Below are 25,166 nucleotides of genomic sequence, written 5' to 3' on the forward strand. Positions count from 1 at the left end.
GGAGAAAGCCGCTGAAAAATCAGCCGGACGAAATGCAACACCTGAAACTGCCTGTTGCGCTGACGCATGCAGGGATGGTGGCTGAGCGCGTCGTTCGGGCTTTCTGGCCGCTTTGGACGGTCATCTTCCTGATTCTCGCCCCGGTGCTGATGGGCTGGCACGATTTGATGCCGCTTGAGCTTTTCTGGGGTGCGGTTGTTGCCTCATTCATTGCGGTTTTGGCCAGCCTGGTCTGGGGCGTTCGCCGTTTTGAAATGCCGCAACGATCTGAGGCCGTCAGCCGCGTTGATGCCGCGCTTCCGGGCAGGCCGATTGCAGCGATTGCAGATAGTCAGGCGATCGGCAGCGGCGATGCCGCCTCTGAGCAGGTCTGGCGTACCCATGTCCAGCGTATGGCCGAGCGCACGAAAGAGGCACGCGCAATCGAGCCCGATTTGCGCATTTCGGACCGTGACCCGTACGGGCTGCGATTCATCGCGCTTCTATTCTTTGTGACTGCCCTACTGTTCGGATCGCTTTTGCGCGTCGGCTCGGTGCCCGACATCACAATGAACGGCGGCCAAAACTTGGCCACCGGTCCTGTTTGGGAAGGTTGGGTTGAACCGCCTGCCTATACTGGCAAACCATCGATCTATCTCAACGATGTGCCCGCCGGTGATCTCAGCGTGCCGATTGGCAGCCAGGTAACTCTGCGACTTTACGGCGAGGTTGGGGCGCTCACCGTCGCTGAAACCGTTTCGGGTCGAACCGCCGAACTTGGTGCTGCATCGGATTCGCAGCAACAATTTGATATCACTCAATCGGGCGAATTGACCGTTGAGGGTAGCAATGGAATGAGCTGGTCCATCACCGCTGTTGCCGATAGTGCGCCCGAGGTTGAGCTGACCGGCGAGATCGAAAGCGACGCGATGGGCGAGATGTCGCAACCCTTCAGCGCTTTTGATGACTACGGCATTGAATTCGGCACAGCAACGATCAGCCTTGATCTGACAGCGGTCGAGCGCCGCCATGGCCTGGTGATTGATCCAGATCCGATCCCACCCTTGGTGCTGGATTTACCGATGCCCTTCACCGGAGATCGCACCGATTTTGAAGAGTTCCTGATCGAGAATCTCAGCGAACACCCGTTGGCAAATCTGCCCGTCACCCTGCAGCTGACGGTCACAGATGCCGCCGGGCAGACCGGCCAGACCCCGCCCGAACCGATGATCCTACCCGGTCGCCGCTTTTTTCAACCCTTTGCCCGCGCAGTGATCGAACAGCGCCGCGATCTGATGTGGTCAAAAGCCAATAGCCGCCGCATCAGCCAGATTTTGCGCGCCGTTTCTCATCGCCCCGAAGGTCTGTTTTCCAACCAATCCACATATTTGCGCCTGCGCACGATCATCCGGCGTCTAGACGATACAGCCGATACCGGCATGAGCGATGAGGTACAGACAGAACTGGTCGAGGCGCTGTGGGATTTGGCGATCCAGTTGGAAGATGGCCGCTTGGCCGACGCCCGCGAACGGTTGCGCCGCGCACAGGAGCGGCTGGAAGAGGCCATGCGTAATGGCGCCTCAGACGAAGAAATTGCCGAATTGATGCGCGAATTGCGCGAGGCGACGAATGACTACATGCGTATGCTTGCCGAAGAAGCCGAACCCAATGATGGGACAGATCAGGCGGATAACAGCGGCAACGCGCAGACCATGACGATGGATGAATTGCAGGCGCTGATGGATCGCATCGAAGAGCTGATGCAAGAAGGTCGCATGGCCGAGGCCCAAGAACTGATGGAACAGCTTAACCAGCTGATGGAAAATATGCGCGTCACCCAAGGCGACGGCAGTGGCGATGGCCCGCAAACGCCCGGTCAGCAATCTATGCAAGACTTGGCTGATACACTCCGCGATCAGGAACAGCTATCGGATGAGGCTTTTCGCGATCTTCAAGAACAGTTCAACCCTGGCCAACAAGGCCAACAGCCACAGGGTCAACAACCTGGGCAGCAGGGACAACAACAAGGTCAGCAGGGCCAGCAAGGTCAAGACGGACAACAGCCCGGTCAGGAAGGGCAGCAACAAGGTCAAGGACAAGATCCTGGGTCAGATGGCCGACCTGGGGGGCAGTCAGATGATGGAAGCGGCGGCCAAGGCAGCCAGCAAAGCCTTGCAGATCGCCAACAGGCCTTGCGCCGCGAATTGGAACGTCAACGCGACGGCCTACCAAACCTTGATGGCGATGCAGGTGAAATTGCGCGCCGCTCGCTGGAACGGGCCGAAGGTGCCATGGAGGGCGCTGAAGATGCCCTGCGCAATGGCGATTTGGCCGAAGCAATTGACCAGCAAGCCGAAGCCATGGATGCCCTGCGCAATGGCATGCGTGAACTGGGCCAGGCCCTGGCCCAAAACCAACAGGATGGCGAACAAGGCGAAGGCACCCAGCAAGGCGACGCGTCCAACCGCCCCGTGCCCGGTCAGCGTGACCCACTTGGACGCGAGATGGGCAATACCGGGCAGCTTGGCACAGATCAGCAGCTTTTGGGGCGCGAAGAAATCAACCGCCGAGCAGAAGAGCTTCTGGATGAAATCCGCCGCCGTTCTGCCGAGCAGGATCGCCCCGAAGTCGAACGGGATTACCTACGCAGATTGCTTGATCAGTTTTAGGGTCTGAAAGAAAAACCGATGCGCCTTTTTTGGCGTATGACAAATCAACCGAGACCTCACATAACTCTGCATGATTTTATGGCTAGATAAAGAGCGCCCTAAACAGACGGACCATCATCCCGAACCGTTTTTAGTATGCATTTCGATGTCGAAGTGGTTGCCTTGAAAACCAACCGCGTTCCACCGCACCACGTCTTGTTGAAGAGATAACACCTGGCACCCCTCCATAAAGGGGTTTGTTGCTGCAGTTACTATGAAATCTGCCGCGTCAATCTGGCAGACCGCGTATAGCCCGTCGAATAGCTCTTTCGCTTCTGTCGGAACCTCGCCGTTGCTAGTGGACGCAAATGCCCATTTGTCAGCCATGTGGTGCAAAAATCGCAGCAGAGCATTCAGATCCCGCAGCGGCGCAATCAAATGGGTGATCCGCATAGAGAACCGGAACAATTGGTCGACATTGGGGGCATGACAAATGTCAACATCCAAGCCAAGAAACTCTTACCGCTCCACCACGTTCCGGCGAAAGATAACCCCACTGAGAACCGGCTTGCAAATTCTCTCAGGATATTTCCTCTGAATACCCTGCCGGTATGGGAATACGACGCTTGCTCTTGGACACAGGCAAAAGTGTTTCGGATGCCTCATTCAGCCAGAAAAATCAGACATATTGACTGCCTATTTTCGGGTCGTGAAACACGCCGAAACACGAAAATGAATAAACCCCGACCTTAGGCCGCCTCGTCCCCCGCCATAAAGCCCTCAATCAAGGTCCGAAGCCGTTGAACCTGCTCGTTCAACATCACACGCATCTGGTCGACGATTTCAACATAGCTTGCCATATAGGGGCGTAGCTGTGGCAGGTTCTCGTTGATCAAATCCTGGAAGAAATAGGGTGTGATCAAAATGGCGATCAAGATCAGCACAAAGAAGAAGCCTCGCCGAAAGCCGCGGCGTTTGATGGCGTCCTGCTTTTCCGCCTCGGTCAGGCCGGATTTGTCACTCGCCTCGGCCCGTGCGCGCAAAGCCGAATTTATTTCGTCAATGCTGGGGACCGTGCGTACATTTGTATCGCTTTCGACAGCGCCCGTAGATGCGGCCGCGACCGATGCTGCTGCAGATGCGGGCGTGCCACCTTCAACCCGGGTAAGCTGCGAAATACGGCGGCGGGTTTCATCCGCATCTACGCGCGGGGGCGGTGCATTTTCCTGCGTTGCGGGCGGTGCGTCAGAATCGGTCGCCCGCGCCCGTCTTTCATGGGCCAGTTCTTCGCGCAATATCGCGCTAATCGACGTATCCAGCGTTTTGCGTTCGGGCGCAGGTACGGGCGGCGGTGTCGGCGTATCCGATGCTGGCGCATTATCTGTCTCAACCGCAGCCAAAGTCTCGCCTGGCGCGCGTCCTTCGACGATCGGTTTGTCGGTTTGAAACCAGGTATGCGCACAGCTTGAACACTGTACGTCGCGCCCCCCTTCAGGGATCGCATCATTTGAGATGTCGTACTGCGCACCGCAGTTTGGGCAAATCAGCCTCATGTCATCTTTTTCCTTCTGCCCGGCGGCACCATGTTTTATTGTTCTTGCCGCGCGTAATTTAGCAAGGCAGACCGCAAACGCAAAGGTTTTGGTGACCAAACCCTGTGCAGATCATTGAAACCTGTTGCAGATTTGGGCAGAACGGCGCTGTCGCGCAAAGGAAGTCAAAGTGATTGAACTCGACCAAGTGTCTTATGGCTATGGCGGCGCAACGCTTTTTTCGCAGCTTTCTTTGTCGTTGCAGCCTGGCTCATTTCACTTTCTGACGGGGCCTTCGGGGGCGGGGAAAACAACGCTGCTTCGGCTTTGCTATGCTGATTTGCGCGCGATGGCGGGCCGCGTGCGTCTTTTTGGCCAAAATGCAGCCCAGCTGGATCGCGACGCGGTTGCCATGGCGCGTCGCCGGATTGGGGTAGTTCATCAGGATTGCCAGTTTTTGGATCATCTATCAGTGGCCGAGAATATCGCACTGCCCTTGACCGTGGCAGATCGCGCCCATGAGGCAGATGGAAACCTGCAGGAATTATTGTCCTGGGTTGGTCTTGGCCAACAGGCCGGGCAATTGCCGCCCGAGCTATCAGGCGGGGAACGGCAACGCGCGGCCCTGGCCCGCGCTGTGATCATGTCACCTGATGTGATCATTGCGGATGAACCGACGGGCAATGTCGACGCCGAGATGTCGCAGCGGCTGCTAACCCTGCTGATCGAGCTGAATAAAATGGGCAAAGCGATCCTGATCGCGACGCATGATCTGGGTATGATCCGATCGATGAAATCAGACGTGAACGCACGGGTACTGCGCCTGAAAGACGGTGCACTGACCCAGGCGGGCGCCGAGCTATGAAAGGCATGCTCGAATTGATTGTGGGCGATCCGCAGGCCGACCGGGCTGTCCCGCCCACCGGGATCACCGCACGTCTGACCGTCTTTGCCGCCGCAGTCATGGCATTTCTCGCCGTGATCGCCATCGCCCTATCTGGCAGTGCTGGGCGTGTGGCCGATCGCTGGGCGGATGAATTGGCGCAGGCGGCGACCTTACGTTTGCCTGCGGACCCAGCAGAGGCAGATGCGCTGCTTCTCACCGCGCTGGAAGTGCTGCAAACCACGCCCGGCATTGCAACCGTCCGCGCCCTCACCCCAGATGAGCAACAAGCCTTGCTTGAGCCGTGGTTTGGCCCGGATCTGCCGCTTGAAAGCCTGCCAATCCCCCAATTGATTGAGGTGGTTGCCGATGATGACGGCTATGATGCCGAAGGGCTGCGGGCGCGGCTCAGCGCTGAAATACCGGGCGCGGTTCTGGATGATCACACCCGTTGGCGGGCACCCTTGCTGGCCGCCGCATCCCGTATTCGGTTGATCGGCTGGTTTGTGATCATCCTGATCGTTGCGGTCGTGGCTGCCGTCATTACGCTGGCCGCGCAGGCTGCACTCGCCGCGAATGCGCAGGTCATCAGGGTACTGCGCCTTGTGGGTGCACGCGATGTTTATATCGCCCGGGCCTTTGTACGCCGCTTTACGCTGCGCGCCGGAATTGGGGCTGCGGGCGGGGTGATCGCCGGGCTGCTGATGCTGCAATTAATGCCGCAAAGCGAGGGAGTTGGTGGGCTGCTGACGAATGTCGGGTTTTCGGGGGCTGGTTGGCTCTGGCCATTGTTGATCCCGCCCCTGTCTGCCATCGTTGCATTCTGGGCGACCCGTTCAGCGGCCTTTGCAAGACTAAAGGAACAAACATGAGTTACGCGATCCAGTGGGTACGCTCGCTTATCTTTAATGCGCAGATGTATGTGGCGATGCCGGTCATTGGGCTGATCTATCTGATCCCGGCCATTATATCGCCCAAGGGCGCGATTGCCGCCTGTCACGCCTATTGCGTTTGGGTGCGTTGGACCGCGTCTTGGATGATCGGATTGCAGGTTGAAATCCGCGGCACCCCCCCAACAGATGAGGTGATGGTCGCCCCGAAACACCAGTCTTTCCTTGACGTACTGATGATTTACGGGGCCATGCCGCGCGGCAAGTTCATTTTCAAAAGCATACTGAAATACGCCCCGGTTATCGGCCAATTTGGGCTGCGGATCGGCTGTATCCCAGTTGATCGGGGCAAGCGCGGGCAGGCCATCAAAAAGATGGTTGCAGATGTGAAAGCCGGACACGCCCTGCCCGGACAATTGATCATATACCCACAAGGGACCCGGATCGCACCTGGGGTGAAGGCCCCTTACAAGATCGGGACCGGCGCACTTTACAAAGAATTGGATCAGCCGGTGGTGCCTGTTGCCACAAATGTTGGGGTCTTTTGGCCAAAACGGGGCGTTTTGCGTAAACCAGGCACAGCCGTTTTTGAATTTCTGCCCCGCATAGAACCGGGGCTAGAGGTCGATGTCTTCATGAAACAACTTGAAGATACGATTGAGACCGCATCCACAAAACTCAACAAAGAGGCAGGGTTCGATGGGTAGTCACATTGTCAAAGATATCGCGGAACTTGAGGCGCTTTATGGCACGCCCGGCAAAGCATCCTTGATCAAGGTCGCCGATCACCTGACCCCGCTTTACACCAAATGGATCATGGCGTCACGCCTTTGTATCGTCTCTACCGTGGGGCCTGAGGGGACAGATGGCAGCCCGCGCGGCGATGATGGCCCCGTGGTACAGATGCAAGATAACAAGACCCTGCTAATGCCCGACTGGCGGGGCAATAACCGTATGGATACCTTGCGCAACATCGTTGCTGACGGTCGGATCAGCCTGATGTTCATAGTCCCCGGCTCCAACAACGTCATCCGCGTGAATGGCACCGCCGAAGTGTCGCTGGATCCCGATCTGCTGGCCCGGTTTGAACAGAAAAACCGGGTACCCCGCAGTGTGGCAGTGATCCATGTGGCCGAGATATATAGCCAATGCGCCCGTGCACTGATGCGTGCCAAAACCTGGACGGCAGGCGATGAAAGCGCAGGCCTGCCAAGCGTGGGTGAATTGCTGGCCGAACAGGAAAAAGGCTTTGATGGCAGTGCTTATGATGCCGATTGGCACGAACGCGCTGCGGCAACAATGTGGACTGCTTAGCGATAACAGTGACATGTCGCTATTATTCAATACGGGCGGTCATTTTGCGTCCATGTTTGGCCGCGTAACTGACAAAAGGCCCAAAAGACATGATCTTTCGCTATACTATTCTTTATGTTGATGACGTACCCGCCACGCTGGATTTCTACGAACAGGCCTTTGGGTTTGCACGCGGCTTCCTGCATGAAGGCAAAGACTATGGCGAGTTGATCACCGGCGAAACGAAGCTGGCATTTTCGTCAACCGCACTGATGCGGCAATTGGATAAAAACCCGGCGGCCCCGGTTGCAGATGCCCCGACCTTTGAAATCGCCTTTGAAACCGATGATGTGTGCGCCGCGCTTGCCAAAGTGATCGATGCCGGGGCAACATGGTTCAGGACGCCCGTGAGGAACCATGGGGCCAGACGACTTCCTATGTCAGTGATCCAAATGGGTACCTGATTGAGATCTGCTCGCCCGTGCAGGCGCCTGCGTAAGTTATCAATTAGATCAGCCCGTGCCCGGTCGCCAATTTCCCAACCCAGGCTGGCTGACTTGTGCGATCAATCCATGATCTCGCCGCAGACGCGCAGGTGATTGCCCAAACCAACGTAGAAAGTCGCGCGTCATGTGGGCCTGATCGCTATAGCCACTGTCATGGGCAATCTCGGCCAATGGTGCCCCGGCAGGCAAAGCCTGCACCGCCCGCCGGGCCCGCCCCAAAAGGCGCCAGTATTCGGGGTTTGGTAAAGATAACTGGCGAAAACGACGTTGTAACGTACGGACAGTCACACCGCCTTGCTTGGCCACTTGCGCTACTGTTGCCTGAGCTTGGGTTAAAGCATCAATCACCTCTGCCATGCCGTAATCATCTGCGGCGCTGTTGATCATATCGCCCAAAATGCCCGGATCTACGGTTGCATCGGCCCAATGCGCACTATCCAGTACCACGCCTGGGCATAGACGATATCCGACCAAGGTCGTGCCTGCCTTCAGACGCTTTTGGCGTGGCTGGTCATCCCACTGGGTCAACCTGATTTGCGTTTGTAAGCCACCCTCAGCAGCCCAGATGATATCCCGGCATCCGCCCGGCAGGATCGTCACCACCTCGTCCGACGCTACGATGTATTCCCACCGACGGTAGATCACGTGGCCATAATCCTTTCGCCTATTGCTGTCTAAAATCCAGATTGCTTGATCGGCCGAGCCCGTAACGCAGGCACCAGCCGATGACGATCACGCTTAACACCAACCACAGCCCGCCCCATAGCGTGGTCGTGCCGCCAAATTCTTCCGCCAACATGCGCGCATCAGACCGCAATTCGGACCGGGCTATCGTATCGCTGAAGATATCGTAGGGAACATAGATCATGCTCGCCAGCCCCATCACACGCAAAGCCATGTCATTGGGCGCATGTCCGAAAAAGCGAGCCATCAAAAGCATCGCCGCACCGGTGCCAACCGTAAAGCCAAGCGCAAAAACATCCCTGATGTAAAACGCTGCAATGGCCAGTGTGATCACACCGCATCCAGCCATAATCGCGCGATCCGCCCGGGTCCGCGTGGCTGCGACCAGTAGACCGACACCGATCAAAAGTGATCCCAAATAACCGGCGGTTAAAGTGATGAAACGGCTGCCACCCCGGCTCCAGACCATACCGCCTTGGTCAGCGGAAACGCTAACGCTGATCACCTCACCGCCAGTCAGAAGGGTCGCGATAGCATGGGATGCTTCGTGAAAGAACACGATCAGGATTTTCAAAGGCACGACGACCGGGGTCTGCCAAAGGGCGAAGACCAGCACAGTCAGCAGCAAAAGCTGCCAATGCCCTTTCAGATGGGCCACCTAGGCAGCAAGTCCCTTTGCGCCAAGCGCCAGATACTTGCTACGGCGATCACTGCGCAGCTTTTCACCCGACAGCTCGCGCAACTCGTTCAGCATCGACACAAGCGCCGCGCCGACTGCGGCAATGGCCGCATCACGATCACGATGCGCGCCGCCCATCGGCTCATCAATGATCCGGTCGCAGACGCCAATTTCGTTCAGGTCTTTGGGTGTCAGACGCAAGGCCTCGGCCGCCTCGCGCATCTTATCAGCATCCTTCCACAAGATAGAAGCACAGCCTTCGGGACTGATCACCGAATAGATGGAATTTTCCAGCATCGCGACGCGGTTCGCCGTGGCAAAGGCCACCGCCCCGCCAGAACCGCCTTCGCCAATCACAACGCTGATCAGCGGTACTTTCAGCTCTAGGCACTTCTCTGTTGAACGGGCAATCGCTTCGGATTGGCCGCGCTCTTCGGCACCTTTGCCAGGATAGGCACCAGGGGTGTCGACCAGCGTGATCACGGGCAGATTGAACCGATTGGCCAGGTCCATCAAACGGATTGCCTTACGATAGCCTTCGGGCCGGGCCATACCGAAATTCCGTTCAATCCGCGACTTGGTATCATTGCCTTTCTCGTGGCCAATCACCATGACAGGCACACCTTCCAGGCGGGCCATACCCCCCATGACGGCGTGATCATCCGCAAAGTTCCGATCCCCAGCAAGCGGCGTATATTCGGTGAACAGCGCGTCGATATAGTCTTGGCAATGCGGACGGTCAGGATGGCGGGCCACCTGGCATTTACGCCAGGGGCTCAGATCTGCATAGAGCGATTTGAGCAAATCCTTGGCCTTTTTGTCCAAGGCTTTCGATTCCTTTTCGATATCCATTTCAGGATTATCGCGGGCCATGGCTCGCAGCTCTTCAGCCTTGCCTTCAATCTCAGCGAGGGGTTTTTCAAAGTCGAGATATTGCGTCATCGGTCAGCTGGCCCTTTACACGAACTATGCGAATATATGGCCCAAGGCAGGTCCGATGGCAACGGCTTGCCGATGTTACATTATTACTTGTTTGCAATGGGTGAGAAAGTAAGAGACACGGGCTTACACTACGTAACGCATGAATAGGAACACAAAATGCGAATTCTCAGCCTTGTCAGTGCTGCAGCACTGTTTGCGGCACAACCGGTTTTAGCGCAATCCATCGATTTTGGCGATGACAGCAGCAGCTGGGCGAATGACGGTGAATGTGATGATCCTCGTTTCGAGGGATCAGCGATGGCGAGCCCGCCCCTGCTAAACGATGACATCCGCGCCGACGCAACCGATTGCAGAAAAGGCTTTGAGGCTGGCCAATTGACATTGCGCGCCGAGGCTGGCGCGCAAGAAATCAACTATGGTGATGACAGCAGCGAATGGGCCAATGACGGCGAATGCGACGACCGCCGCTTCATTGGTAGCACTATGCACTCCATTCTGAACAACGAAGACGTCGGTCGCGATGCGTCTGATTGCCGTGACGGTGTTGAAAGCGGCGCGCTGATTGCATGGTCGATGCAAGACTCTTTGGCAGCAACTCAGTGCTCTGCCATCGATTTCGGCGACGACTCGGGCGACTACGCCAATGATGACGAATGCGATGATGCGCGTTTCGAAGGCCTCGGCATGGCCTCAAGCGTGAGCCCCGATTACATCGGCGCAGACGCATCTGACTGCAGCCGCTTCTGTGACGCGGGCATCGTGTCGCTGCGGGACTACTAAAGCCTTAGCGCCGCTTGTGCGGCGCAAGATGCATCGGGGCCGCGCAGTGGCCCCGATGCAAAATCTCGAATATCGAACCTAGTACGGTCTATTCGGGAATATGTCGCGCTTCGCGTGCGATTGACCATTCAATCAGCTGTCGCCATAGCAGTTCGGCCAGCGCCGGATCTAATCCGGCCGCACTGGCCTCATCTCGGACATTGGCGATCACCTCTTCCACCCGGCTTTCAATGCGGGCGGGCAGGTTTTCTTGTTCCTTCAGCGTGATCGCGCGGTCGATATACCCAGCGCGTTCGGCTAGCCCTGCAATCAGTTCCGCGTCAAGCGCATCAATTTGCACCCGCAGAGATGCCATTGAATTGCACTGCTCAGGCAGAAGGCGCGGCACCCGGTTAGATGCCCGCGCTGACGATAGCTTTTGCAAGAATAGGCACCGTTTCGGCATTCAGACCGGCGATGTTCATCCGGCTGTCACCTACCATGTAAATGCCGTGATCTTCGCGCAGTTTCTCAACCAATTCTGGGGTTGTCCCGAGGCGGCTGAACATGCCCCGATGATCGGCCAGAAAATCAAACCGATCTGAATTTGTCAGCCGCTTCAGCTCGTCAGCCAGTTGCTGGCGCAGAACCAACATGGTCTTGCGCGTTTCTTCCAGTTCGTCCTCCCAATCGGCCCGCAGATCGGGGTCGGTCAGGATAGTTGTTACAACGCGCGCGCCATGGTCGGGCGGAAAAGAATAGTTCTGCCGGTTCAGGAATGCCAGTGTTTGCTGGGTCAGCGCCTGCTGGTCCGGATCTTTAGCAACGGCCATCAGAATGCCAGTCCGTTCTCGGTAGACACCAAAATTCTTTGAGCAGCTTGCCGCAATCAAACAGTTTTCAAAGCTGCGGGCGATCAGACGGGTGATCTGGGCGTCTTTCTCGAGCCCGTCACCAAAGCCTTGATAAGCAATATCGACCAGCGGCACTGCACCTTTTTTCTGCATGATCCCAATAACTTGCGACATCTGATCATAGGTCAGGTTTGCCCCGGTCGGGTTGTGGCAACAGCCATGAAGCAACACCACGTCCCCGGCCGCCACTGTTTCCAGATCGGTCAGCATCCCTGCGAAATCAACGCCCCGCGTGACCTGATCGAAATAGCGATATTCGGCCATCGGCATCCCAAGGTATTTCACGATTGACGGATGATTGGGCCATGTCGGGTTAGACAGCCAGATGGTTGCTTTGGGGGCTGCAAGCTTGATCAGCTCAAGCGCCTGCCGGATCGCCCCGGTGCCGCCAGGGGTCGCAACAGCCGCGACGCGTTCGGTCGGAACACTGTCGGCCAGCACCAGATCGCGCATCGCCGCCCCGAAGGCCGGATCCCCCGCCAGGCCAGTATAGGCCTTGGTCGATTGATCCGCCAGAATGCGTCTTTCGGCCTCTTTCACGGCCCGCATCACCGGCGTGGTCCCACTTGCATCCTTATAGACACCAACGCCCAGATCAATCTTGTCGCTGCGTGGGTCGGTCTTGAATTTTGCCATCAAGGCAAGGATTTTGTCAGCAGGTTGGGCGGTGAGATTTTCCAGCATCAGGTGGCTCCGGTCGCGATAGGTAGGTCGGCATACATGCCCCACTCGGACCATGAGCCGTCATAGAGCGCATGATCGGTTTTTCCGATCCTTTCAAGGGCTAATGACAGGATTGCCGCCGTCACACCGGACCCGCAGGTTGTGATGGCCGGTTTGCTCAGATCAACGCCCGCCTCCTTGAAGATGGTGCGCAACACAGTTGTCGCCTTCATCGTGCCGTCCGCGTTCAGAAGGGTTTGGTAAAAGACGTTTTTGGAACCCGGGATATGACCCGCGCGCAGCCCTTCGCGCGGCTCGTCCGTTTCGCCTTTGAAACGCGCGGGTGCGCGGGCATCGATGATGCTGTGGTCGCCCAGTTTCGCAGCCCGCGCGACCTGCGTGACATCACGCACTCGGAAAGGCTCGGGCTGCGGGGTCATATGCTTGTCACGGATCAGCGCCGGATTGGTTTTGGTCTTATGCCCATCCGCGACCCATTTGGGCAGCCCGCCATCCAGCACCGCGACACTGTGATGGCCCATCAGTTTGAACAACCACCAAACACGTGCTGCCGAAAACAGCCCAGACCCGTCATAGACAATCACCTGATGCCCGTCGCCAACGCCCATGGCCCGCATCCGTGACGCAAATTTTTCGGGCGGGGGGGCCATATGCGGAAGGTCGGACCGGCCGTCGCTAATTTCATCAATATCAAAGAAACGGGCGCCGGGGATGTGGCTTTGTTCGAATTCGGATTTTGCATCACGATCGGTGCCTGGCAGATACCATGACGCGTCCAAAATGCGCAGATCTGCATCATTCAGATGGCTTGCAAGCCATGCGGTGCTGACCAGTGTGTGCGGGTCATCCGTATTGGGAGGTGTCATCACGCGCCCCTTTTTCAAAATCGCTATAGAGCTAACTTGTGTGCCGTTTCCAGACAAGGGAAGAGGTGGCGCTGAGTGGGCCAACCGCAAATTTAGCTAAATTTGCGCCCACCGTTGCGTCATTGTTTGGCACCGTACAGACAGCGTACATAGGTTGTACAGAACCTGTATGTACACAGATGGTGGAATGCCCCCGGAACCGGAGGCATTCCAATATGCTTATTTCGACATCATGTTCTTGATGACCCCGACAATCGCGAGCCCGACACCGCCGCCGACGCCGCCGCCTGCGACCTGTGTTAGGATACTGCCAATATCAAGCCCACCGCCGGTGGCCACATCAGCCCCTGCGACCGCCCCGCCCGTCAGCATCCCCAGGATCTGTCCGCCGACGCCCCCGCCGACAATCCCGGCAAGCGAATTGCCCAATGTGCCCAGCGATAGGTTTTTCAAAACACCGCCCGCGATATTCCCCCCAACAGCACCTGATACTAGCTGGATGATAAGTTGTTCCATGGGTTGTCCCTCCCGTTTGTTGGATCTTGTTTTTGTCCGCGTCAGTGCGATCCGAAACTGCGCTTAACAAAATTTGTAGAGCGCCTAATATTTAATCACAAGTATTTGTTCGAAAGGCACGGCTCTGTCACGGTAGTTCGCGCACCAATATCGTTTTGGGAACGCGTACGGCTTGCTCTCAGACGCTGCAGTATGCGAGCGGCGCATCGATTGCAGCGGCGACCTCTACGCCAGAGACATTTGCCGCATCGGCCTTTTGCTTTTATCCAGAAAGGATACGCCCACGAAGGAAAGTCACAAAAATCTAGGGCTGGGGCGATCCAGGGCCACGGACCTGGCTGTGCGCTTTCACCGCCAACTATACCGCGAACGACTTGACCCGACAAGACAATCGCCACAACCGTCGTACTAGCAGGTTTTGAGCGCTCTTGCACCACCACACCGGTAAGGGCGGATCGCATTTACATCATGGAACCAGCGCACAGACCCCGAATAGCCGGCCTTTGTCTGTATGGAAGCTATCCAATTGCCATCCGGCCTTCGCTGCCATCGCCCGAAAGCTGTCCGCCGTATATTTGCGGCAGTTTTCAGTGTGGATGCTTTCCCCTTCGGCAAAGCGGATCTGCTGGCCGCCGATCATCACAGTTTGCGCGATTTTGCTCACAAGATGCATTTCGATCCGGCTTTCGGCCGCGTTCCAACGCGCGGCATGCACAAATTGCGCGAGATCAAAATCGGCCCCGATATCCCGGTTCAGCCGTTTGAGGATGTTGAGGTTGAACGCCGCTGTCACCCCGGCGGCATCATCATATGCCGCGATCAGCATATCGGTGTCTTTGACCAGATCGATCCCAATGATAAACGCGCTGATCGTATCCCACCGCCGCACCCGCGCCAGCAGGTCAGTCGCCGCGTCCGGATCGAGATTGCCCAAGGTTGATCCGGGGAAAAACGCAAGTTTCGGAACGCCGCCCAGCGCGGCGGGCAAGCTGACCTCGCCCATGAAGTCACCCTCAACCGGGATGATCTGAAATTGCGGATAATCGCGCGCCAGGCCTTGCGCTGTTTGCTGTAGGAAATCGCCTGAGATATCGACCGGCACATAGGCGGACAGCCGATCAAAATGATCCAGGAGAATCCGCGTTTTGGTACTAGCACCCGAGCCCAGTTCAACCAGTGCGGCGCCAGGTTGCACATAGGCTGCCAAGGCCCCTGCCTGTTCGCGCAATATCGCGGTTTCGGTCCGTGTGGGGTAATATTCAGGCAGTGTCGTGATCTGCTCAAACAGATCGCTGCCCGTCCGGTCATAGAACCATTTGCTTTGCAATGTCTTGGGGCTGCCTTGCAGCCCGGCAAGCGCTTCGCGATAGAGCGTTTTATCTTCGATAACGGGCTTGTCCATATCAGTGATCCCTGGCCAGACGCAGGCCCAGCATTTGCCAGCGCTGATGCGGGTAAAAGAAGGTCCGGTAGCTTTCGCGCATCTGCGCAAGCGGTGTCGCACAAGAGCCCCCGCGCAGCACCATCTGATTGATCATGAACTTGCCATTATATTCGCCGAGCGCCCCCTCGGGCGCCCGAAACCCCGGATAGGGGGTGAACGGGCTTTGCGTCCATTCCCAGACATCCCCCCAAAAATTCCCCAGGTCGGCCCGTGGCAATGGCCGCAAAGCCCCATCATCCAGAAAATTCCCGGTAATCTCATGAGGCCTTGCTGCGCATTCCCATTCCGCCTCGGTTGGGAGCCGCGCCCCCGCCCAGCGCGCGAAAGCCTCTGCCTCATAATAGCTGACATGCACGACTGGCGCGTCCAGATTGACGGGCTGCGGGCCGCGTAAGGTGAAGGTCCACCAATCGCCATCCTGCTGCCACCAATATAGCGGGGCATCCCAGCCTTCTTGCTGGCGCCGTGCCCAGCCGTCCATCAGCCACAACGTCGGCGTTTCATAGCCGCCGTCCTCAATAAAATCGATCCAATCGCGGCTTGTCACGGGCCGGTTCGCGATCTGGTAAGGCGCCAGATAGGTCTGATGTCGCGGTTGTTCACAATCATAGGCGAAACCGTCCCCGTCATGCCCGATCTGGACCAGCCCGCCTGCATGCGCGTTGAATTGCAGCGGAATTTCCCGGGCCACTGGCATGGGTTCGGGATCACGATAGACCGGCATCAGCGGGTTGTAGGACAATCCATGCAACAGGTCGGTCACCAGAAGTTCCTGATGCTGCATTTCGTGGTGGCAGCCCAGTTCCACAAGCCCATGCAGATCGTCCCGATCCCGATCCAACAGATCGGTCAGCGCATTGTCCACATGTGCCCGGTAGGCCATGACATCATCCACGCCCGGCCGCGAGACCATCCCCCGTTTATCCCGTGCGTGCCGCGGCCCTGCTTGCACGTAGTAAGAGTTGAACAAAAAGGCGAACCGATCATCGGGCGATGTGTAGGACGGCGCGTGCAGTTTGAGGATGAATTCCTCAAAAAACCAGGTCGTATGGGCCAGATGCCATTTTGCCGGGCTGGCGTCTTCCATTGATTGCAGCATCATGTCCGCCTCGGATAGCGGGCTGACAAGCGCGGTTGTTCTGTCCCGCACGTCGCGGAAAAGCCTCAGGATATCAGGCTGTGTTGCGAGATGGGCCGAAGGGGCAGTCATGCAGGTCTTCCTTGCGCGATGTGGCCAGATGCCAGGTTGCCGCAAGGGTATGGCCCGCCAGGCAAAGAAGTAAATTCACGACCTTGGCATCACGTTTGTGAGGCAGGCTTTCGCCGCGTGCCTAATCCCCGTGCCGCAGCAGCCGTTGCTTTTGCCGGCCCCAGTCACGCTTGGCTTCGGTCTGCCGTTTGTCGTGGTTTTTCTTACCCTTGGCGGTGGCGATTTTTAGTTTCACTAGACCCCGGTCGTTGAAATACATCACCAAAGGCACAAGGGTCATCCCCTCGCGTTTGGTGGCGTTCCACAGCTTGGCCACTTCGCGTTTTGAGCAGAGCAGCTTGCGCTTGCGCCGCTCTTCATGTGTGAACATCGCCCGGTCATAGGGCGCAATATAGGCATTGGTCAGCCAGAGTTCCCCATCATCGACACTGGCATAGCTATCGGCGATATTTGACTGGCCAACGCGCAGGGATTTCACCTCGGAGCCCATCAGGACGATCCCGACCTCCAGATCATCCTCGATCGCGTAGTCATAGCGCGCGCGCCGGTTTTCGGCGACGACCTTGTAATTTGTCTTTTCGGGTTTCTTGGCCATAATGCGCCGGAGATAGTCGGTCGCAGGCGTCCAGACAAGGACCTTGGCGCGATATCACCGATACCCGTCAAATTCCCAAGCCAACTTTGAGATAAGATAGGCCAGCGGATCATCAAGTTTGTTCGCATGTGCGACCAATGCATCGACAAATGTGTAGACCGCTTTGGGAGCAATGACTGGCATCGCGATTAACGGGCCGCCCTGACGTTGGACACTGGTTGCCTTATCATGAGAGCAGACAACAATTTCGAACACATCTGCAGCGTCCTTGCCGACCTCGCCAATACAAAATTGGAATGATGCCGCGAAACTGGCTGGGTCATCCCTGACGCCTATTTCTAGGTCTGCAACGTCGGATGAATCGTAACCTTTGATTTCGAACTGGGGTTTGTTGGGAATAATCCTTTTTTTCATAACGTTAACTGTCCTCCCGTCTGATCATAGATCGGGTGGAACATGCGGGCAACCGGGCCTAAGCTGACTACCACAACAAATGGGGTTATTTATGTTCATCCAAATCGCTATTGGCACGGGGCTTTTGCTGGCCTCTATCGTGATTGCCGGGGTGAGCCTTTGGTGGCTGGAGGTCGCCTTTGTTCGCGCTCGCCCGTGGCTTGCCCGTCCGCCCCACCGCCCAAAGCTGATTGTCGTGCTTTGCGCTGTCGCCCTTTGGATCATCATGCAAATGACCATTGCTGTATGGCTGTGGGCACTGACCATGCGCGGGCTCGGTCTGTTTGAGACCATGGAAGCCTCGGTTTACTTCGCGCTTGTCGCCTTTACCACGCTGGGTTTTGGCGATGTGCTGTTGCCGCAGGAATGGCGGCTGCTGAGCGGGATGGCTTCGGTCAACGGGTTGCTGAATATCGGCTTGGTCACCGCCCTGTTGGTGGAGGCACTGCGTCAGGTCCGATTGCATCAAATCGCATCGGCCGAGGAAGACACATGAATGTTCCCGTCCTTTCGAATGCCCAGGCCCGCCATGTGTTTTTGGCCCGCCATAGCTTAGCAGATCGCCCGTCCGGCCCTGGCAAAGGCGCCGATCTGAAAGCGGTTATCGATCATCTGGGCTTTGTTCAGCTCGATAGCGTGAACACCTTTGCCCGCGCCCATGATCTGATCTTATGGTCCCGCCGCGAGCAATATCGCCCCAAAGCATTACAGCATTTGCTGCATCGCGACCGGCGCTTGTTTGAGCATTGGACCCATGACGCCGCCACAATCCCGATAGAGAGTTTTCCCCATTGGCGCCTGCGTTTTGAGCGCGATGCGGTCCGCATGGAGCAACGTTGGAAGGAATGGCGTCGCGGCGATTTCACCGCCAAGATTGATGCCGTTCTACGCCGTATTTCCGATGAGGGCGCGTGCACTTCGGGCGATGTGGGCGCAGATGAGACCCGCGGTAAGGGCGGTTGGTGGGACTGGCATCCGTCGAAAACGGCCCTGGAATATTTGTGGCGCTCTGGTCAGGTGTCGGTCGTCCGCCGCGAAGGCTTTACCAAAGTTTATGACCTGACCGAACGGGTGATCCCGCCCGAATATCTGAATGCCCGCCATCATCCAGCAGAGACGATCGACTGGTGTTGTGCGGGTGCGCTGGACCGATTGGGGTTTGCCACCAGCGGTGAGCTTGCCGTGTTTTGGGATCATGTTACCCCTGCTGAGGCGAAGGAGTGGTGCGCCAAGGCCCAAGCGGAGGGCCGGATCATGGCGGTCGATGTCGAAGGCGTCGACGGCAAGCTGCGCCGCTCTTTTGCCTGGCCCGACCTAATGGATAACCCCGTTCCAGAGGTGGCAGGCCGTTTGCGCCTGCTATCCCCTTTTGATCCTGCGCTACGTGATCGCAAACGCGCTGAGCGTCTGTTTGGGTTTCACTACCGGATCGAGATTTTTGTACCCGCCCCGAAACGCAAATATGGCTATTATGTTTTTCCGGTCATCGAAGGTGCGCGCATGATCGGCCGGATCGATATGAAACGTGAAGACGGACGGTTAGAGGTTCGCGCCTTTTGGCCAGAACCGGGCGTCCGCATGGGAACGGGCCGCCAGCGCGCATTGGAAACAGAGCTAGACCGCGCCGCCCATTTTGGCGGCTGCGATGAGGTCATTTATGCAGCGGATTGGCTTCGCAGTAATTAGATATTGAACATTGTTCATGTTCTTGCTATTGGTCTTCCCATCGTTTGAGGAGACCCCGATGTATTATGTCGCAGAAACCGAAAGCCTGATTGCTGATGGTGTGATCACCGACGCGCAAGCCGATGAAATCAAATCCCGCGCAAGAGGGGCGATGGTTGCCCTTTGTGTCAACACATTGCTGATTGTTGGCATTTTGGCTGCCTCACTGGGGCTGGTCTTTTATCTGGGATCCGCGCTGAGCGTTGCTGTTTGCGGCGGTCTGTTTCTGGTCGGCGGTCTGTTGATCCTGCGCCATGCCGCCCCGCTTTATCGCATGTTTGGCAATGCTGGCGCCATGATCGGGGCAGGCATGTTGATCGCTGGAACCGGCCTTGAACTGGTCGACAAATACCCTGATATCGCTGGTTGGTCTATGACCGGGGTCGGTGCTGCCATTGCCGCCTTCTGTATCTGGCGTTTCCACACAGCCTTGCCTCATCTGCGCTTTGCCTATGGTGCTGTGTTGCTGATGGCTGCGGCTCTTCATGTCTGCGGGGTCTATTTTGTCGTTGGTCACACCGGTGTCAGCGGTTGGCCCCTGCCTTTGGTCCATTTCTATGTCTTTGCTGCGATTGTCGCCTGCGGTGTGTTCCTGGACATTCGTCTGGTCACGGCCCTCGCCATCGTCCCCTTTGCCCAGATGCTGGATACCGGAACCTATTATTTCACCGCCGCATATGTGTTCTATTCGCCTGAGTCGACATTCAGCATCTTGCAGATGTCTGCCCTGATTGGCGTCTGCCTATGGGCTGCAAGCCGGTGGACTGGCCCCGCCGCCCGGCAGGCCGGTATCTTGATGATCATGGCCTTTATCATTGCAAATCTGTGTTTTCTGGTTGGTAGTATCTGGGGTGATATGCCCGGTTATAGCTGGTTCGCCCCGCGTTCCGCCGATTTTGATGGCGACTACACCGCCTACAGCGAAGCCCGCGATGCCTATCGCGCCGCTGCTTTCGAGATCAGCGAGCATGTCTATGCCGTCATCTGGGCCGTGCTGCTTGCCGCCTTGGCGATCTGGTCAGCCATGACAAACCGCCGCGGTCTATTCAATACCGCCATGACCTTTGGCGGCATTCATGCCTATACCCAGATGTTTGAAAGCTTTTATGACCAGCCGCTGGCTTATGTCATTGGCGGGCTGGCCGCGATCCCATTGGCCTTTGGCCTATGGCGTCTGAACAATACCTGGTTCAAGCAAATGGATCTGGCAGGGGCCCGCTAACGCTCACATCATCGTGTGATACCCTGGGAACCGTTGGCAATCACCTGCGGTTAGCGCAGAATGGCAGTTCTTCTGCGCTAACCGAAAAAGTACCCTGCCATGTCCCAAGAGCCGCTTCGTATCGATATTATCTCAGACGTGATGTGCCCCTGGTGCATTATCGGCTATCGCCAACTGGCCCGCGCCCTGGCCGAGACCGACACCCCACATGAAATCTACTGGCACCCGTTTGAGCTGAACCCCGAAATGCCCGTAGAGGGACAGAACATGCGCGAACATGTGGCCGAGAAATATGGCTCCACCCCGGAGCAATCTGATCAGGCCCGCGCCCAGATGACGGCCCTGGGCGATGATCTGGGCTTTAGCTTTGAATTTGCCGATGACATGCGCATGCACAACACCTTTGCCACGCATCAATTGCTGCATTGGGCGGGTGAGCAGGACCGCAAACATGATCTGAAGATGGCCTTGTTCACCGCCCATTTCACCCATCGCCGCGATCTATCTGATGTGCAGGTGCTGGCTGATATCGCCGCTGAGACCGGGTTTGACCGTGACGAGGCCCTTACCGTTCTGGCAGATGGCCGCTTTGCCGAGACTGTCCGCGCACAGGAACGGTTTTGGATGCAGCAGGGCATTCGCGGCGTCCCAGCGGCTGTTTTTGACCGCCAGCATCTGGTGACAGGTGCGCAAGGTGTTGAGAATTACACGCAGATATTGGGACAATTGCAAAGTAGTAATTAAAGAGCGCGCTGACGCGCGCTCATTTTATCGCATAACCTTACCCCGGAAGGTCGGGTGATCGGGTCTTAGAATTTATATGCTGCTTGAAAATAGGGCCCAGCGATCGTTACATCAACGTCTTCGGGGTCAATTTCATCGTCCACATTACCGCTAAGACTCAGATGCGTTCTACTTTCGATGCCGAAACCAACATCAATAGCGCCACTGTTCGACAGAGCATAGGAATAATCCATCCCCATCCGTAGATCAAATGTTGGCACCATAACATTATCTGCGATACCATCATCAGCTAAGGCTTCAATCTGCCCAAAAAGTGCTGAGTAGCGACCGCTCATTGAGAACCCAAAATTCTGACCGAAGCTTTGGCTAAACTCTGTACCGAATGTCGGCCCGACGCCCGCAAACTCAAAGCCTATGTCCTGATTCTCGTCCGACCACTCCAACTCTGCTGCCCGAAGACCACCGAAGAACTCTAGACTAGCTGACCCAAGTTGTTGTTCGAAAATGGCTTCGACATCGAAAGACGCAGTGTCAAAGATGTCGCCTTCGGTTTCAAAATCGCCTTCAAATTCAAAGTATGTACTTCTGACGCCGACACCGTTTGCAAAACCATACTCGCCCGTGATCCGAAATGCCGCTGCGGAATTCGGGTCATCAAAAAACGCATTACCGCCATCGATTTCGCCCGCGCCGTGATTGGCAAAAACAGACAGGTAGGGCATTTCGATGCCAAGCTCTACACCTTGTGCATGCAGCGCCGTTCCACCAACCAAACCTGCAAAAACGCCAGCACCAACAGTCAAGAACTTCATATTAATTTCCTTTTTAACAACGACACGCCAAATTACGAAGGTCACCGGTAACAGTCCGGCTCGAACGTGTCAAATTTTCGACTATTTCCGACCTATTGCACGATGGCTAGGATTCTCGTTTTACCATTTACCCGGGCATCTATCGCGCTTCAGTTCAAAAGACCGGCATGGACCATGGCCGCGCGGATTTTATCCTTGGTGCTGTCCATCAATCCGGTCAGAGGCGAGCGGACTTCTGCGCTGCAGAGCCCTAATAGCGACATGCCGTATTTGGCCCCGACCAACCCAGGTTCGGTAAAGACGGCCTCATGCAGCGGCATCAACCGGTCAAGTTGCGTGAGTGCGGTTGCGTAATCGCCCGCCAAGGTGCTGGCCTGAAATTCGGCGATCAGTTTCGGCGCGATATTGGCTGAGACCGAAATGCAGCCCACCCCGCCATGCGCGTTGAACCCCAGCGCGGTGGCATCTTCGCCGGACAATTGCACGAAATCCGCCCCGCATCGCATCCGCGTCGCAGGCACACGCGACAGATCGGCGGTGGCATCTTTGACCCCGACGATCATCTCATGCTGCGCCAGTTCTGCCATTGTATCAGGCGTCATATCGATGACTGAGCGTGGCGGGATATTGTAGATGATGATCGGCAGACCGCAATCAGCAGCCGCCGTAAAATGCGCGATCAGCCCACGCTGCGTTGGCTTATTATAATAAGGCGTGACAACAAGCGCCCCATCCGCCCCCGCGGCCTTGGCCGCTTGCACAAGCCGCACGGTTTCGGCTGTGTTATTCGAACCTGCCCCTGCGATCACCGGAATGCGCCCGGCGGCTTCGCTGACCACAGTTTCGACAACCAGATCATGTTCTTCATGGCTCAGCGTCGGGCTTTCGCCCGTTGTGCCCACAGGAACCAACCCGTTTGAGCCTTGCGCGATATGCCAGTTCACAAGTTTCTTCAGCGCAGCCACATCAACCTGGCCGTTCTCAAACGGCGTGATGAGGGCGGGGAGAGATCCCTTGAACATGGCACGCTTCCTTCTTGGATGGGGGCTTGAATCGCCCCTGTCAAAATCGCGCGGACCCTAGACGCCTTTCTGCCGATTGCCAAGTTTGTGAGTTGTGATTGTCCGCCTGCGGGTTATCTTATTTTGTGAACCGACGGTATTGAAACCTTGATGAAAACCCTTTCCCCGATTTTCGCCGCTATTTTGCTGGCCGCCCCTGCGTGGTCGCAGACGGTCAATCCGGCCAGTATCGCCGCGATCGATTCTGCCGAAGAAGGCTGGACGCAGGCCTATGAACTGGCCCCCGGTCCGGTCACGGCAGATGTGCTGACCTGGCTTCGTCTGCGCGATGGCGAAGCGTCTTTTACCGAATATCAGGCCTTTATTGGCAGCAACCCCGATTGGCCCGGGCTTGACCGGCTGCGCGCCGCTGCCGAACGTACCATCGAAAAAGGCCATGATCCGCAGGCCGTGATCACCTGGTTTGCAGAGCATCCGCCCCAGACCGGCGAAGGGGCCGTGCGGCTCGCCGAGACATTGATGACGACAGGTCAGGTCGAAGAGGCCCGCGCCGCCTTGCGCAGTGCCTGGATTGATTTGCGCCTGACAAAATCGGGCCATGATGCCATGCTCGCCGCATTTTCCGATGTGTTAGAGCCCTTTCACGAGGCCCGCACCGATGCGCTGCTTTGGCGTCACCGCCGGACAGAGGCCACCCGCATGCTGCCATTGCTAACGCCCGGTCAACGGGCGCTGGCCGAGGCGCGCATGGGCTATCTTGCGGGCACCCGGAATATGCTGCCCCTTTACAACGCTGTCCCTTCTGCCCTGCGCGAGGATGCCGGGCTGATCTATTCCCGCTACACATGGCTGGCCAATCGCGGCAGTCGCGAGGAAGCGGTCGAGGTTTTGCTGGAACGCTCAACCTCGCGTGCGGCTTTGGGCGAGCCGTTTCGCTGGTCAGGTTGGCGCCGATCATTGGCCCGCTGGGAAATGCGCGCGGGCCGCGCCGATCAGGCCTATGCGTTGGCGTCACGGCATTTTCTGACAGAGGGTGCCGCCTATGCCGATCTGGAATGGCTGTCGGGCTATATTGCGCTGACTTATCTGGGAAATCCCGACTTGGCGCTATCCCATTTTGAGAACGCGTCAAAGGTTGTCAGCAGCCCGATTTCCATTGGCCGGATGCAATATTGGATTGGCCGCACCCATGAGGTGACAGGTCAGGCCGATCTGGCCGCGACCGCTTATGCCGCTGCTGCCGTCCATCAGACCGGTTTTTATGGCTTGCTGGCCTCTGAAAAGATCGGGCGACCGCTTGACCCAAGTTTGGCCAGCGCCGATGCAGCCTGGGCCGGTGCCCCTGTCTTTGATCAACCGGTTGTGCAGGCCGCGATGATGTTGCTAGCCGCCGGTGAGCGCGGTCATGCGGTTACGTTTTTTGCCCATCTGGGACGCATGCTTGACCCCGAGCCGCTTGCCCAATTGGGCGCTTATTTGAATCAGATTGATGAGCAATATTATACGCTGCTGCTTGGCAAAACGGCTGTGACCCGCGATGTATTGATCCCGTCGATCTATTTTCCCCGCCACGATCTGGCTGATATGGACCTGCCCGCCGATCCCGCCTTGTCACTGTCCATCGCCCGCCGCGAAAGCGAGTTCAATATAGGGATTGGCAGCCCCGTCGGCGCACTTGGCCTGATGCAACTGATGCCTGCCACGGCAGAAGAGGTCGCAGGCTTTCTGGATTTGCCCTATTCCCGCGGCCGGCTGACCACTGACTGGCAATATAACGCACAGTTGGGCACCAAATATCTGTCAATTCTGCAAGAGGACTTTGGCCCAACGCCTGTGATGATTGCCGCCGGCTATAATGCCGGTCCCAGCCGCCCCAAAACCTGGATGGATGAGCGCGGCGACCCGCGCCTGCGCGAGATGGATGTGGTTGACTGGATCGAACATATCCCCTTTCGCGAGACCCGAAACTACGTGATGCGTGTCACTGAGAGCATTCCAATTTATGAGGCCCGTTTGACCGGCCAAGTGGGCCCTGTCGCCTTTACCACCTTGCTGATTGGGGAAAAGCCCCTACTGCGCCCCCGTGCCCGCCCTGATCCGCAAGCAGCTGAGGCCGAGCCTGTCCCGGCGCTGCGCCCCATTGCGCGGCCAGATCGGGGGTAAG

The 25,166-nt window shown here is 57.1% G+C and carries 27 protein-coding genes; 12 read left to right on the top strand and 15 right to left on the bottom strand.

Annotation, left to right across the window (positions count from 1 at the left end; genetic code table 11):
• Nucleotides 1-32 precede the first annotated feature (32 nt).
• Complete coding sequence (locus AABB29_RS04115; RefSeq protein WP_341368154.1) at nucleotides 33-2,648, top strand: TIGR02302 family protein; 2,616 nt, start codon at nucleotides 33-35, stop codon at nucleotides 2,646-2,648.
• Nucleotides 2,649-2,762: 114 nt separating this feature from the next.
• Here the strand turns inward: AABB29_RS04115 and AABB29_RS04120 are convergent, their stop codons facing one another.
• A complete protein-coding gene (locus AABB29_RS04120; protein ID WP_341368153.1) occupies nucleotides 2,763-3,134 on the bottom strand; it encodes a hypothetical protein in 372 nt (123 codons plus the stop codon).
• 242 nt (nucleotides 3,135-3,376) lie between these two features.
• On the bottom strand, nucleotides 3,377-4,180 hold the full coding sequence (locus AABB29_RS04125) for a zinc-ribbon domain-containing protein (RefSeq protein ID WP_373636787.1): 804 nt from the start codon (nucleotides 4,178-4,180) through the stop codon (nucleotides 3,377-3,379).
• A 169-nt stretch (nucleotides 4,181-4,349) separates the two neighbouring features.
• On the opposite strand from AABB29_RS04125, the gene AABB29_RS04130 reads away from it, so the two are divergent.
• The 5 genes from AABB29_RS04130 to AABB29_RS04150 all read left to right on the top strand — a co-directional run bounded on the left by AABB29_RS04130 (nucleotide 4,350) and on the right by AABB29_RS04150 (nucleotide 7,689).
• Entirely contained in the window at nucleotides 4,350-5,024 is a 675-nt protein-coding gene (locus AABB29_RS04130) for an ATP-binding cassette domain-containing protein (protein WP_341368151.1), read from the top strand.
• Complete coding sequence (locus AABB29_RS04135) at nucleotides 5,021-5,914, top strand: FtsX-like permease family protein (RefSeq protein WP_341368150.1); 894 nt, start codon at nucleotides 5,021-5,023, stop codon at nucleotides 5,912-5,914. Before AABB29_RS04130 ends, AABB29_RS04135 begins: the two co-directional genes overlap by 4 nt.
• A complete protein-coding gene (locus tag AABB29_RS04140) occupies nucleotides 5,911-6,639 on the top strand; it encodes a lysophospholipid acyltransferase family protein (RefSeq protein ID WP_373636788.1) in 729 nt (242 codons plus the stop codon). The genes AABB29_RS04135 and AABB29_RS04140 overlap by 4 nt, the downstream gene beginning before the upstream one ends.
• Nucleotides 6,632-7,246, top strand: coding sequence for a pyridoxamine 5'-phosphate oxidase family protein (locus tag AABB29_RS04145; RefSeq protein ID WP_341368149.1), 615 nt, complete (start codon nucleotides 6,632-6,634; stop codon nucleotides 7,244-7,246). The genes AABB29_RS04140 and AABB29_RS04145 overlap by 8 nt, the downstream gene beginning before the upstream one ends.
• An 89-nt stretch (nucleotides 7,247-7,335) precedes the next feature.
• The gene (locus AABB29_RS04150) at nucleotides 7,336-7,689 is read left to right on the top strand and encodes a VOC family protein (RefSeq protein WP_341368148.1); all 354 of its coding nucleotides are present in this window, start codon (nucleotides 7,336-7,338) and stop codon (nucleotides 7,687-7,689) included.
• A gap of 48 nt (nucleotides 7,690-7,737) precedes the next feature.
• Here the strand turns inward: AABB29_RS04150 and AABB29_RS04155 are convergent, their stop codons facing one another.
• The 3 genes from AABB29_RS04155 to AABB29_RS04165 are packed head-to-tail and all read right to left on the bottom strand — an operon-like array spanning nucleotide 7,738 to nucleotide 10,036.
• Nucleotides 7,738-8,376, bottom strand: coding sequence for a helix-turn-helix domain-containing protein (locus tag AABB29_RS04155; protein WP_341368147.1), 639 nt, complete (start codon nucleotides 8,374-8,376; stop codon nucleotides 7,738-7,740).
• 19 nt (nucleotides 8,377-8,395) lie between these two features.
• A complete protein-coding gene (locus AABB29_RS04160; protein ID WP_341368146.1) occupies nucleotides 8,396-9,073 on the bottom strand; it encodes a M50 family metallopeptidase in 678 nt (225 codons plus the stop codon).
• Entirely contained in the window at nucleotides 9,074-10,036 is a 963-nt protein-coding gene (locus AABB29_RS04165) for an acetyl-CoA carboxylase carboxyltransferase subunit alpha (protein ID WP_341368145.1), read from the bottom strand.
• Between the two features lie 156 nt (nucleotides 10,037-10,192).
• Between AABB29_RS04165 and AABB29_RS04170 the strand changes: the two genes are divergently transcribed.
• Nucleotides 10,193-10,816 carry a hypothetical protein gene (locus AABB29_RS04170; RefSeq protein ID WP_341368144.1) on the top strand — a complete coding sequence of 208 codons (624 nt, stop codon included), beginning with the start codon at nucleotides 10,193-10,195 and terminating at the stop codon, nucleotides 10,814-10,816.
• Between the two features lie 88 nt (nucleotides 10,817-10,904).
• Here AABB29_RS04170 and AABB29_RS04175 read toward each other — a convergent pair whose 3' ends face one another.
• The 8 genes from AABB29_RS04175 to AABB29_RS04210 all read right to left on the bottom strand — a co-directional run bounded on the left by AABB29_RS04175 (nucleotide 10,905) and on the right by AABB29_RS04210 (nucleotide 17,438).
• The gene (locus AABB29_RS04175; RefSeq protein ID WP_341368143.1) at nucleotides 10,905-11,171 is read right to left on the bottom strand and encodes a chorismate mutase; all 267 of its coding nucleotides are present in this window, start codon (nucleotides 11,169-11,171) and stop codon (nucleotides 10,905-10,907) included.
• A gap of 37 nt (nucleotides 11,172-11,208) precedes the next feature.
• A complete protein-coding gene (locus AABB29_RS04180) occupies nucleotides 11,209-12,393 on the bottom strand; it encodes an aromatic amino acid transaminase (RefSeq protein ID WP_373636789.1) in 1,185 nt (394 codons plus the stop codon).
• Nucleotides 12,393-13,259 (bottom strand): 3-mercaptopyruvate sulfurtransferase, encoded by an 867-nt coding sequence (gene sseA, locus AABB29_RS04185; RefSeq protein ID WP_341368142.1) that lies wholly within the window; start codon nucleotides 13,257-13,259, stop codon nucleotides 12,393-12,395. Before sseA ends, AABB29_RS04180 begins: the two co-directional genes overlap by 1 nt.
• Nucleotides 13,260-13,478: 219 nt before the next feature.
• Nucleotides 13,479-13,775 (bottom strand): hypothetical protein, encoded by a 297-nt coding sequence (locus tag AABB29_RS04190; RefSeq protein WP_341368141.1) that lies wholly within the window; start codon nucleotides 13,773-13,775, stop codon nucleotides 13,479-13,481.
• A 466-nt stretch (nucleotides 13,776-14,241) separates the two neighbouring features.
• The gene (gene egtD, locus AABB29_RS04195) at nucleotides 14,242-15,177 is read right to left on the bottom strand and encodes an L-histidine N(alpha)-methyltransferase (protein ID WP_341368140.1); all 936 of its coding nucleotides are present in this window, start codon (nucleotides 15,175-15,177) and stop codon (nucleotides 14,242-14,244) included.
• Between the two features lies 1 nt (nucleotide 15,178).
• Nucleotides 15,179-16,429, bottom strand: a complete 1,251-nt coding sequence (gene egtB / locus AABB29_RS04200; RefSeq protein ID WP_341368139.1) for an ergothioneine biosynthesis protein EgtB — start codon at nucleotides 16,427-16,429, stop codon at nucleotides 15,179-15,181.
• 121 nt (nucleotides 16,430-16,550) lie between these two features.
• Nucleotides 16,551-17,024: an SsrA-binding protein SmpB gene (smpB, locus tag AABB29_RS04205; protein ID WP_341368138.1), complete on the bottom strand. Its 474-nt coding sequence runs from the start codon at nucleotides 17,022-17,024 to the stop codon at nucleotides 16,551-16,553.
• Between the two features lie 54 nt (nucleotides 17,025-17,078).
• Nucleotides 17,079-17,438 (bottom strand): Imm8 family immunity protein, encoded by a 360-nt coding sequence (locus tag AABB29_RS04210; protein ID WP_341368137.1) that lies wholly within the window; start codon nucleotides 17,436-17,438, stop codon nucleotides 17,079-17,081.
• Between the two features lie 91 nt (nucleotides 17,439-17,529).
• On the opposite strand from AABB29_RS04210, the gene AABB29_RS04215 reads away from it, so the two are divergent.
• The 4 genes from AABB29_RS04215 (at nucleotide 17,530) to AABB29_RS04230 (ending at nucleotide 21,168) form a co-directional block, all read left to right on the top strand.
• Nucleotides 17,530-17,973, top strand: coding sequence for an ion channel (locus AABB29_RS04215; protein ID WP_341368136.1), 444 nt, complete (start codon nucleotides 17,530-17,532; stop codon nucleotides 17,971-17,973).
• Complete coding sequence (locus AABB29_RS04220; RefSeq protein ID WP_373636790.1) at nucleotides 17,970-19,163, top strand: winged helix-turn-helix domain-containing protein; 1,194 nt, start codon at nucleotides 17,970-17,972, stop codon at nucleotides 19,161-19,163. Before AABB29_RS04215 ends, AABB29_RS04220 begins: the two co-directional genes overlap by 4 nt.
• A gap of 58 nt (nucleotides 19,164-19,221) precedes the next feature.
• Complete coding sequence (locus AABB29_RS04225; protein WP_341368135.1) at nucleotides 19,222-20,424, top strand: hypothetical protein; 1,203 nt, start codon at nucleotides 19,222-19,224, stop codon at nucleotides 20,422-20,424.
• 99 nt (nucleotides 20,425-20,523) lie between these two features.
• The gene (locus AABB29_RS04230; protein WP_341368134.1) at nucleotides 20,524-21,168 is read left to right on the top strand and encodes a DsbA family oxidoreductase; all 645 of its coding nucleotides are present in this window, start codon (nucleotides 20,524-20,526) and stop codon (nucleotides 21,166-21,168) included.
• A 65-nt stretch (nucleotides 21,169-21,233) separates the two neighbouring features.
• On the opposite strand, the gene AABB29_RS04235 is transcribed toward AABB29_RS04230, so the two are convergent.
• Together AABB29_RS04235 and dapA are read right to left on the bottom strand one after the other, a co-directional pair.
• Entirely contained in the window at nucleotides 21,234-21,980 is a 747-nt protein-coding gene (locus tag AABB29_RS04235) for an Lpg1974 family pore-forming outer membrane protein (protein ID WP_341368133.1), read from the bottom strand.
• A 149-nt stretch (nucleotides 21,981-22,129) separates the two neighbouring features.
• On the bottom strand, nucleotides 22,130-23,002 hold the full coding sequence (gene dapA, locus AABB29_RS04240) for a 4-hydroxy-tetrahydrodipicolinate synthase (RefSeq protein ID WP_341368132.1): 873 nt from the start codon (nucleotides 23,000-23,002) through the stop codon (nucleotides 22,130-22,132).
• Nucleotides 23,003-23,152: 150 nt separating this feature from the next.
• Between dapA and AABB29_RS04245 the strand changes: the two genes are divergently transcribed.
• A complete protein-coding gene (locus AABB29_RS04245; RefSeq protein ID WP_341368131.1) occupies nucleotides 23,153-25,165 on the top strand; it encodes a lytic transglycosylase domain-containing protein in 2,013 nt (670 codons plus the stop codon).
• Nucleotide 25,166: the final 1 nt, after the last annotated feature.

Origin of the sequence: Yoonia sp. BS5-3, from assembly GCF_038069655.2 — a bacterium.
Taxonomy (GTDB): Bacteria; Pseudomonadota; Alphaproteobacteria; order Rhodobacterales; family Rhodobacteraceae; genus Yoonia; species Yoonia phaeophyticola.

Coding starts and splice junctions, on each gene's coding strand:
- AABB29_RS04115 (WP_341368154.1), top strand. CDS start 33: ATGCAACACCTGAAACTGCCTGTTGCGCTGACGCATGCAGGGATGGTG.
- AABB29_RS04125 (WP_373636787.1), bottom strand. CDS start 4,180: ATGAGGCTGATTTGCCCAAACTGCGGTGCGCAGTACGACATCTCAAAT.
- AABB29_RS04135 (WP_341368150.1), top strand. CDS start 5,021: ATGAAAGGCATGCTCGAATTGATTGTGGGCGATCCGCAGGCCGACCGG.
- AABB29_RS04140 (WP_373636788.1), top strand. CDS start 5,911: ATGAGTTACGCGATCCAGTGGGTACGCTCGCTTATCTTTAATGCGCAG.
- AABB29_RS04145 (WP_341368149.1), top strand. CDS start 6,632: ATGGGTAGTCACATTGTCAAAGATATCGCGGAACTTGAGGCGCTTTAT.
- AABB29_RS04150 (WP_341368148.1), top strand. CDS start 7,336: ATGATCTTTCGCTATACTATTCTTTATGTTGATGACGTACCCGCCACG.
- AABB29_RS04165 (WP_341368145.1), bottom strand. CDS start 10,036: ATGACGCAATATCTCGACTTTGAAAAACCCCTCGCTGAGATTGAAGGC.
- AABB29_RS04170 (WP_341368144.1), top strand. CDS start 10,193: ATGCGAATTCTCAGCCTTGTCAGTGCTGCAGCACTGTTTGCGGCACAA.
- AABB29_RS04175 (WP_341368143.1), bottom strand. CDS start 11,171: ATGGCATCTCTGCGGGTGCAAATTGATGCGCTTGACGCGGAACTGATT.
- AABB29_RS04180 (WP_373636789.1), bottom strand. CDS start 12,393: ATGCTGGAAAATCTCACCGCCCAACCTGCTGACAAAATCCTTGCCTTG.
- sseA (WP_341368142.1), bottom strand. CDS start 13,259: ATGACACCTCCCAATACGGATGACCCGCACACACTGGTCAGCACCGCA.
- AABB29_RS04190 (WP_341368141.1), bottom strand. CDS start 13,775: ATGGAACAACTTATCATCCAGCTAGTATCAGGTGCTGTTGGGGGGAAT.
- egtD (WP_341368140.1), bottom strand. CDS start 15,177: ATGGACAAGCCCGTTATCGAAGATAAAACGCTCTATCGCGAAGCGCTT.
- egtB (WP_341368139.1), bottom strand. CDS start 16,429: ATGACTGCCCCTTCGGCCCATCTCGCAACACAGCCTGATATCCTGAGG.
- smpB (WP_341368138.1), bottom strand. CDS start 17,024: ATGGCCAAGAAACCCGAAAAGACAAATTACAAGGTCGTCGCCGAAAAC.
- AABB29_RS04210 (WP_341368137.1), bottom strand. CDS start 17,438: ATGAAAAAAAGGATTATTCCCAACAAACCCCAGTTCGAAATCAAAGGT.
- AABB29_RS04215 (WP_341368136.1), top strand. CDS start 17,530: ATGTTCATCCAAATCGCTATTGGCACGGGGCTTTTGCTGGCCTCTATC.
- AABB29_RS04220 (WP_373636790.1), top strand. CDS start 17,970: ATGAATGTTCCCGTCCTTTCGAATGCCCAGGCCCGCCATGTGTTTTTG.
- AABB29_RS04225 (WP_341368135.1), top strand. CDS start 19,222: ATGTATTATGTCGCAGAAACCGAAAGCCTGATTGCTGATGGTGTGATC.
- AABB29_RS04230 (WP_341368134.1), top strand. CDS start 20,524: ATGTCCCAAGAGCCGCTTCGTATCGATATTATCTCAGACGTGATGTGC.
- AABB29_RS04235 (WP_341368133.1), bottom strand. CDS start 21,980: ATGAAGTTCTTGACTGTTGGTGCTGGCGTTTTTGCAGGTTTGGTTGGT.
- dapA (WP_341368132.1), bottom strand. CDS start 23,002: ATGTTCAAGGGATCTCTCCCCGCCCTCATCACGCCGTTTGAGAACGGC.
- AABB29_RS04245 (WP_341368131.1), top strand. CDS start 23,153: ATGAAAACCCTTTCCCCGATTTTCGCCGCTATTTTGCTGGCCGCCCCT.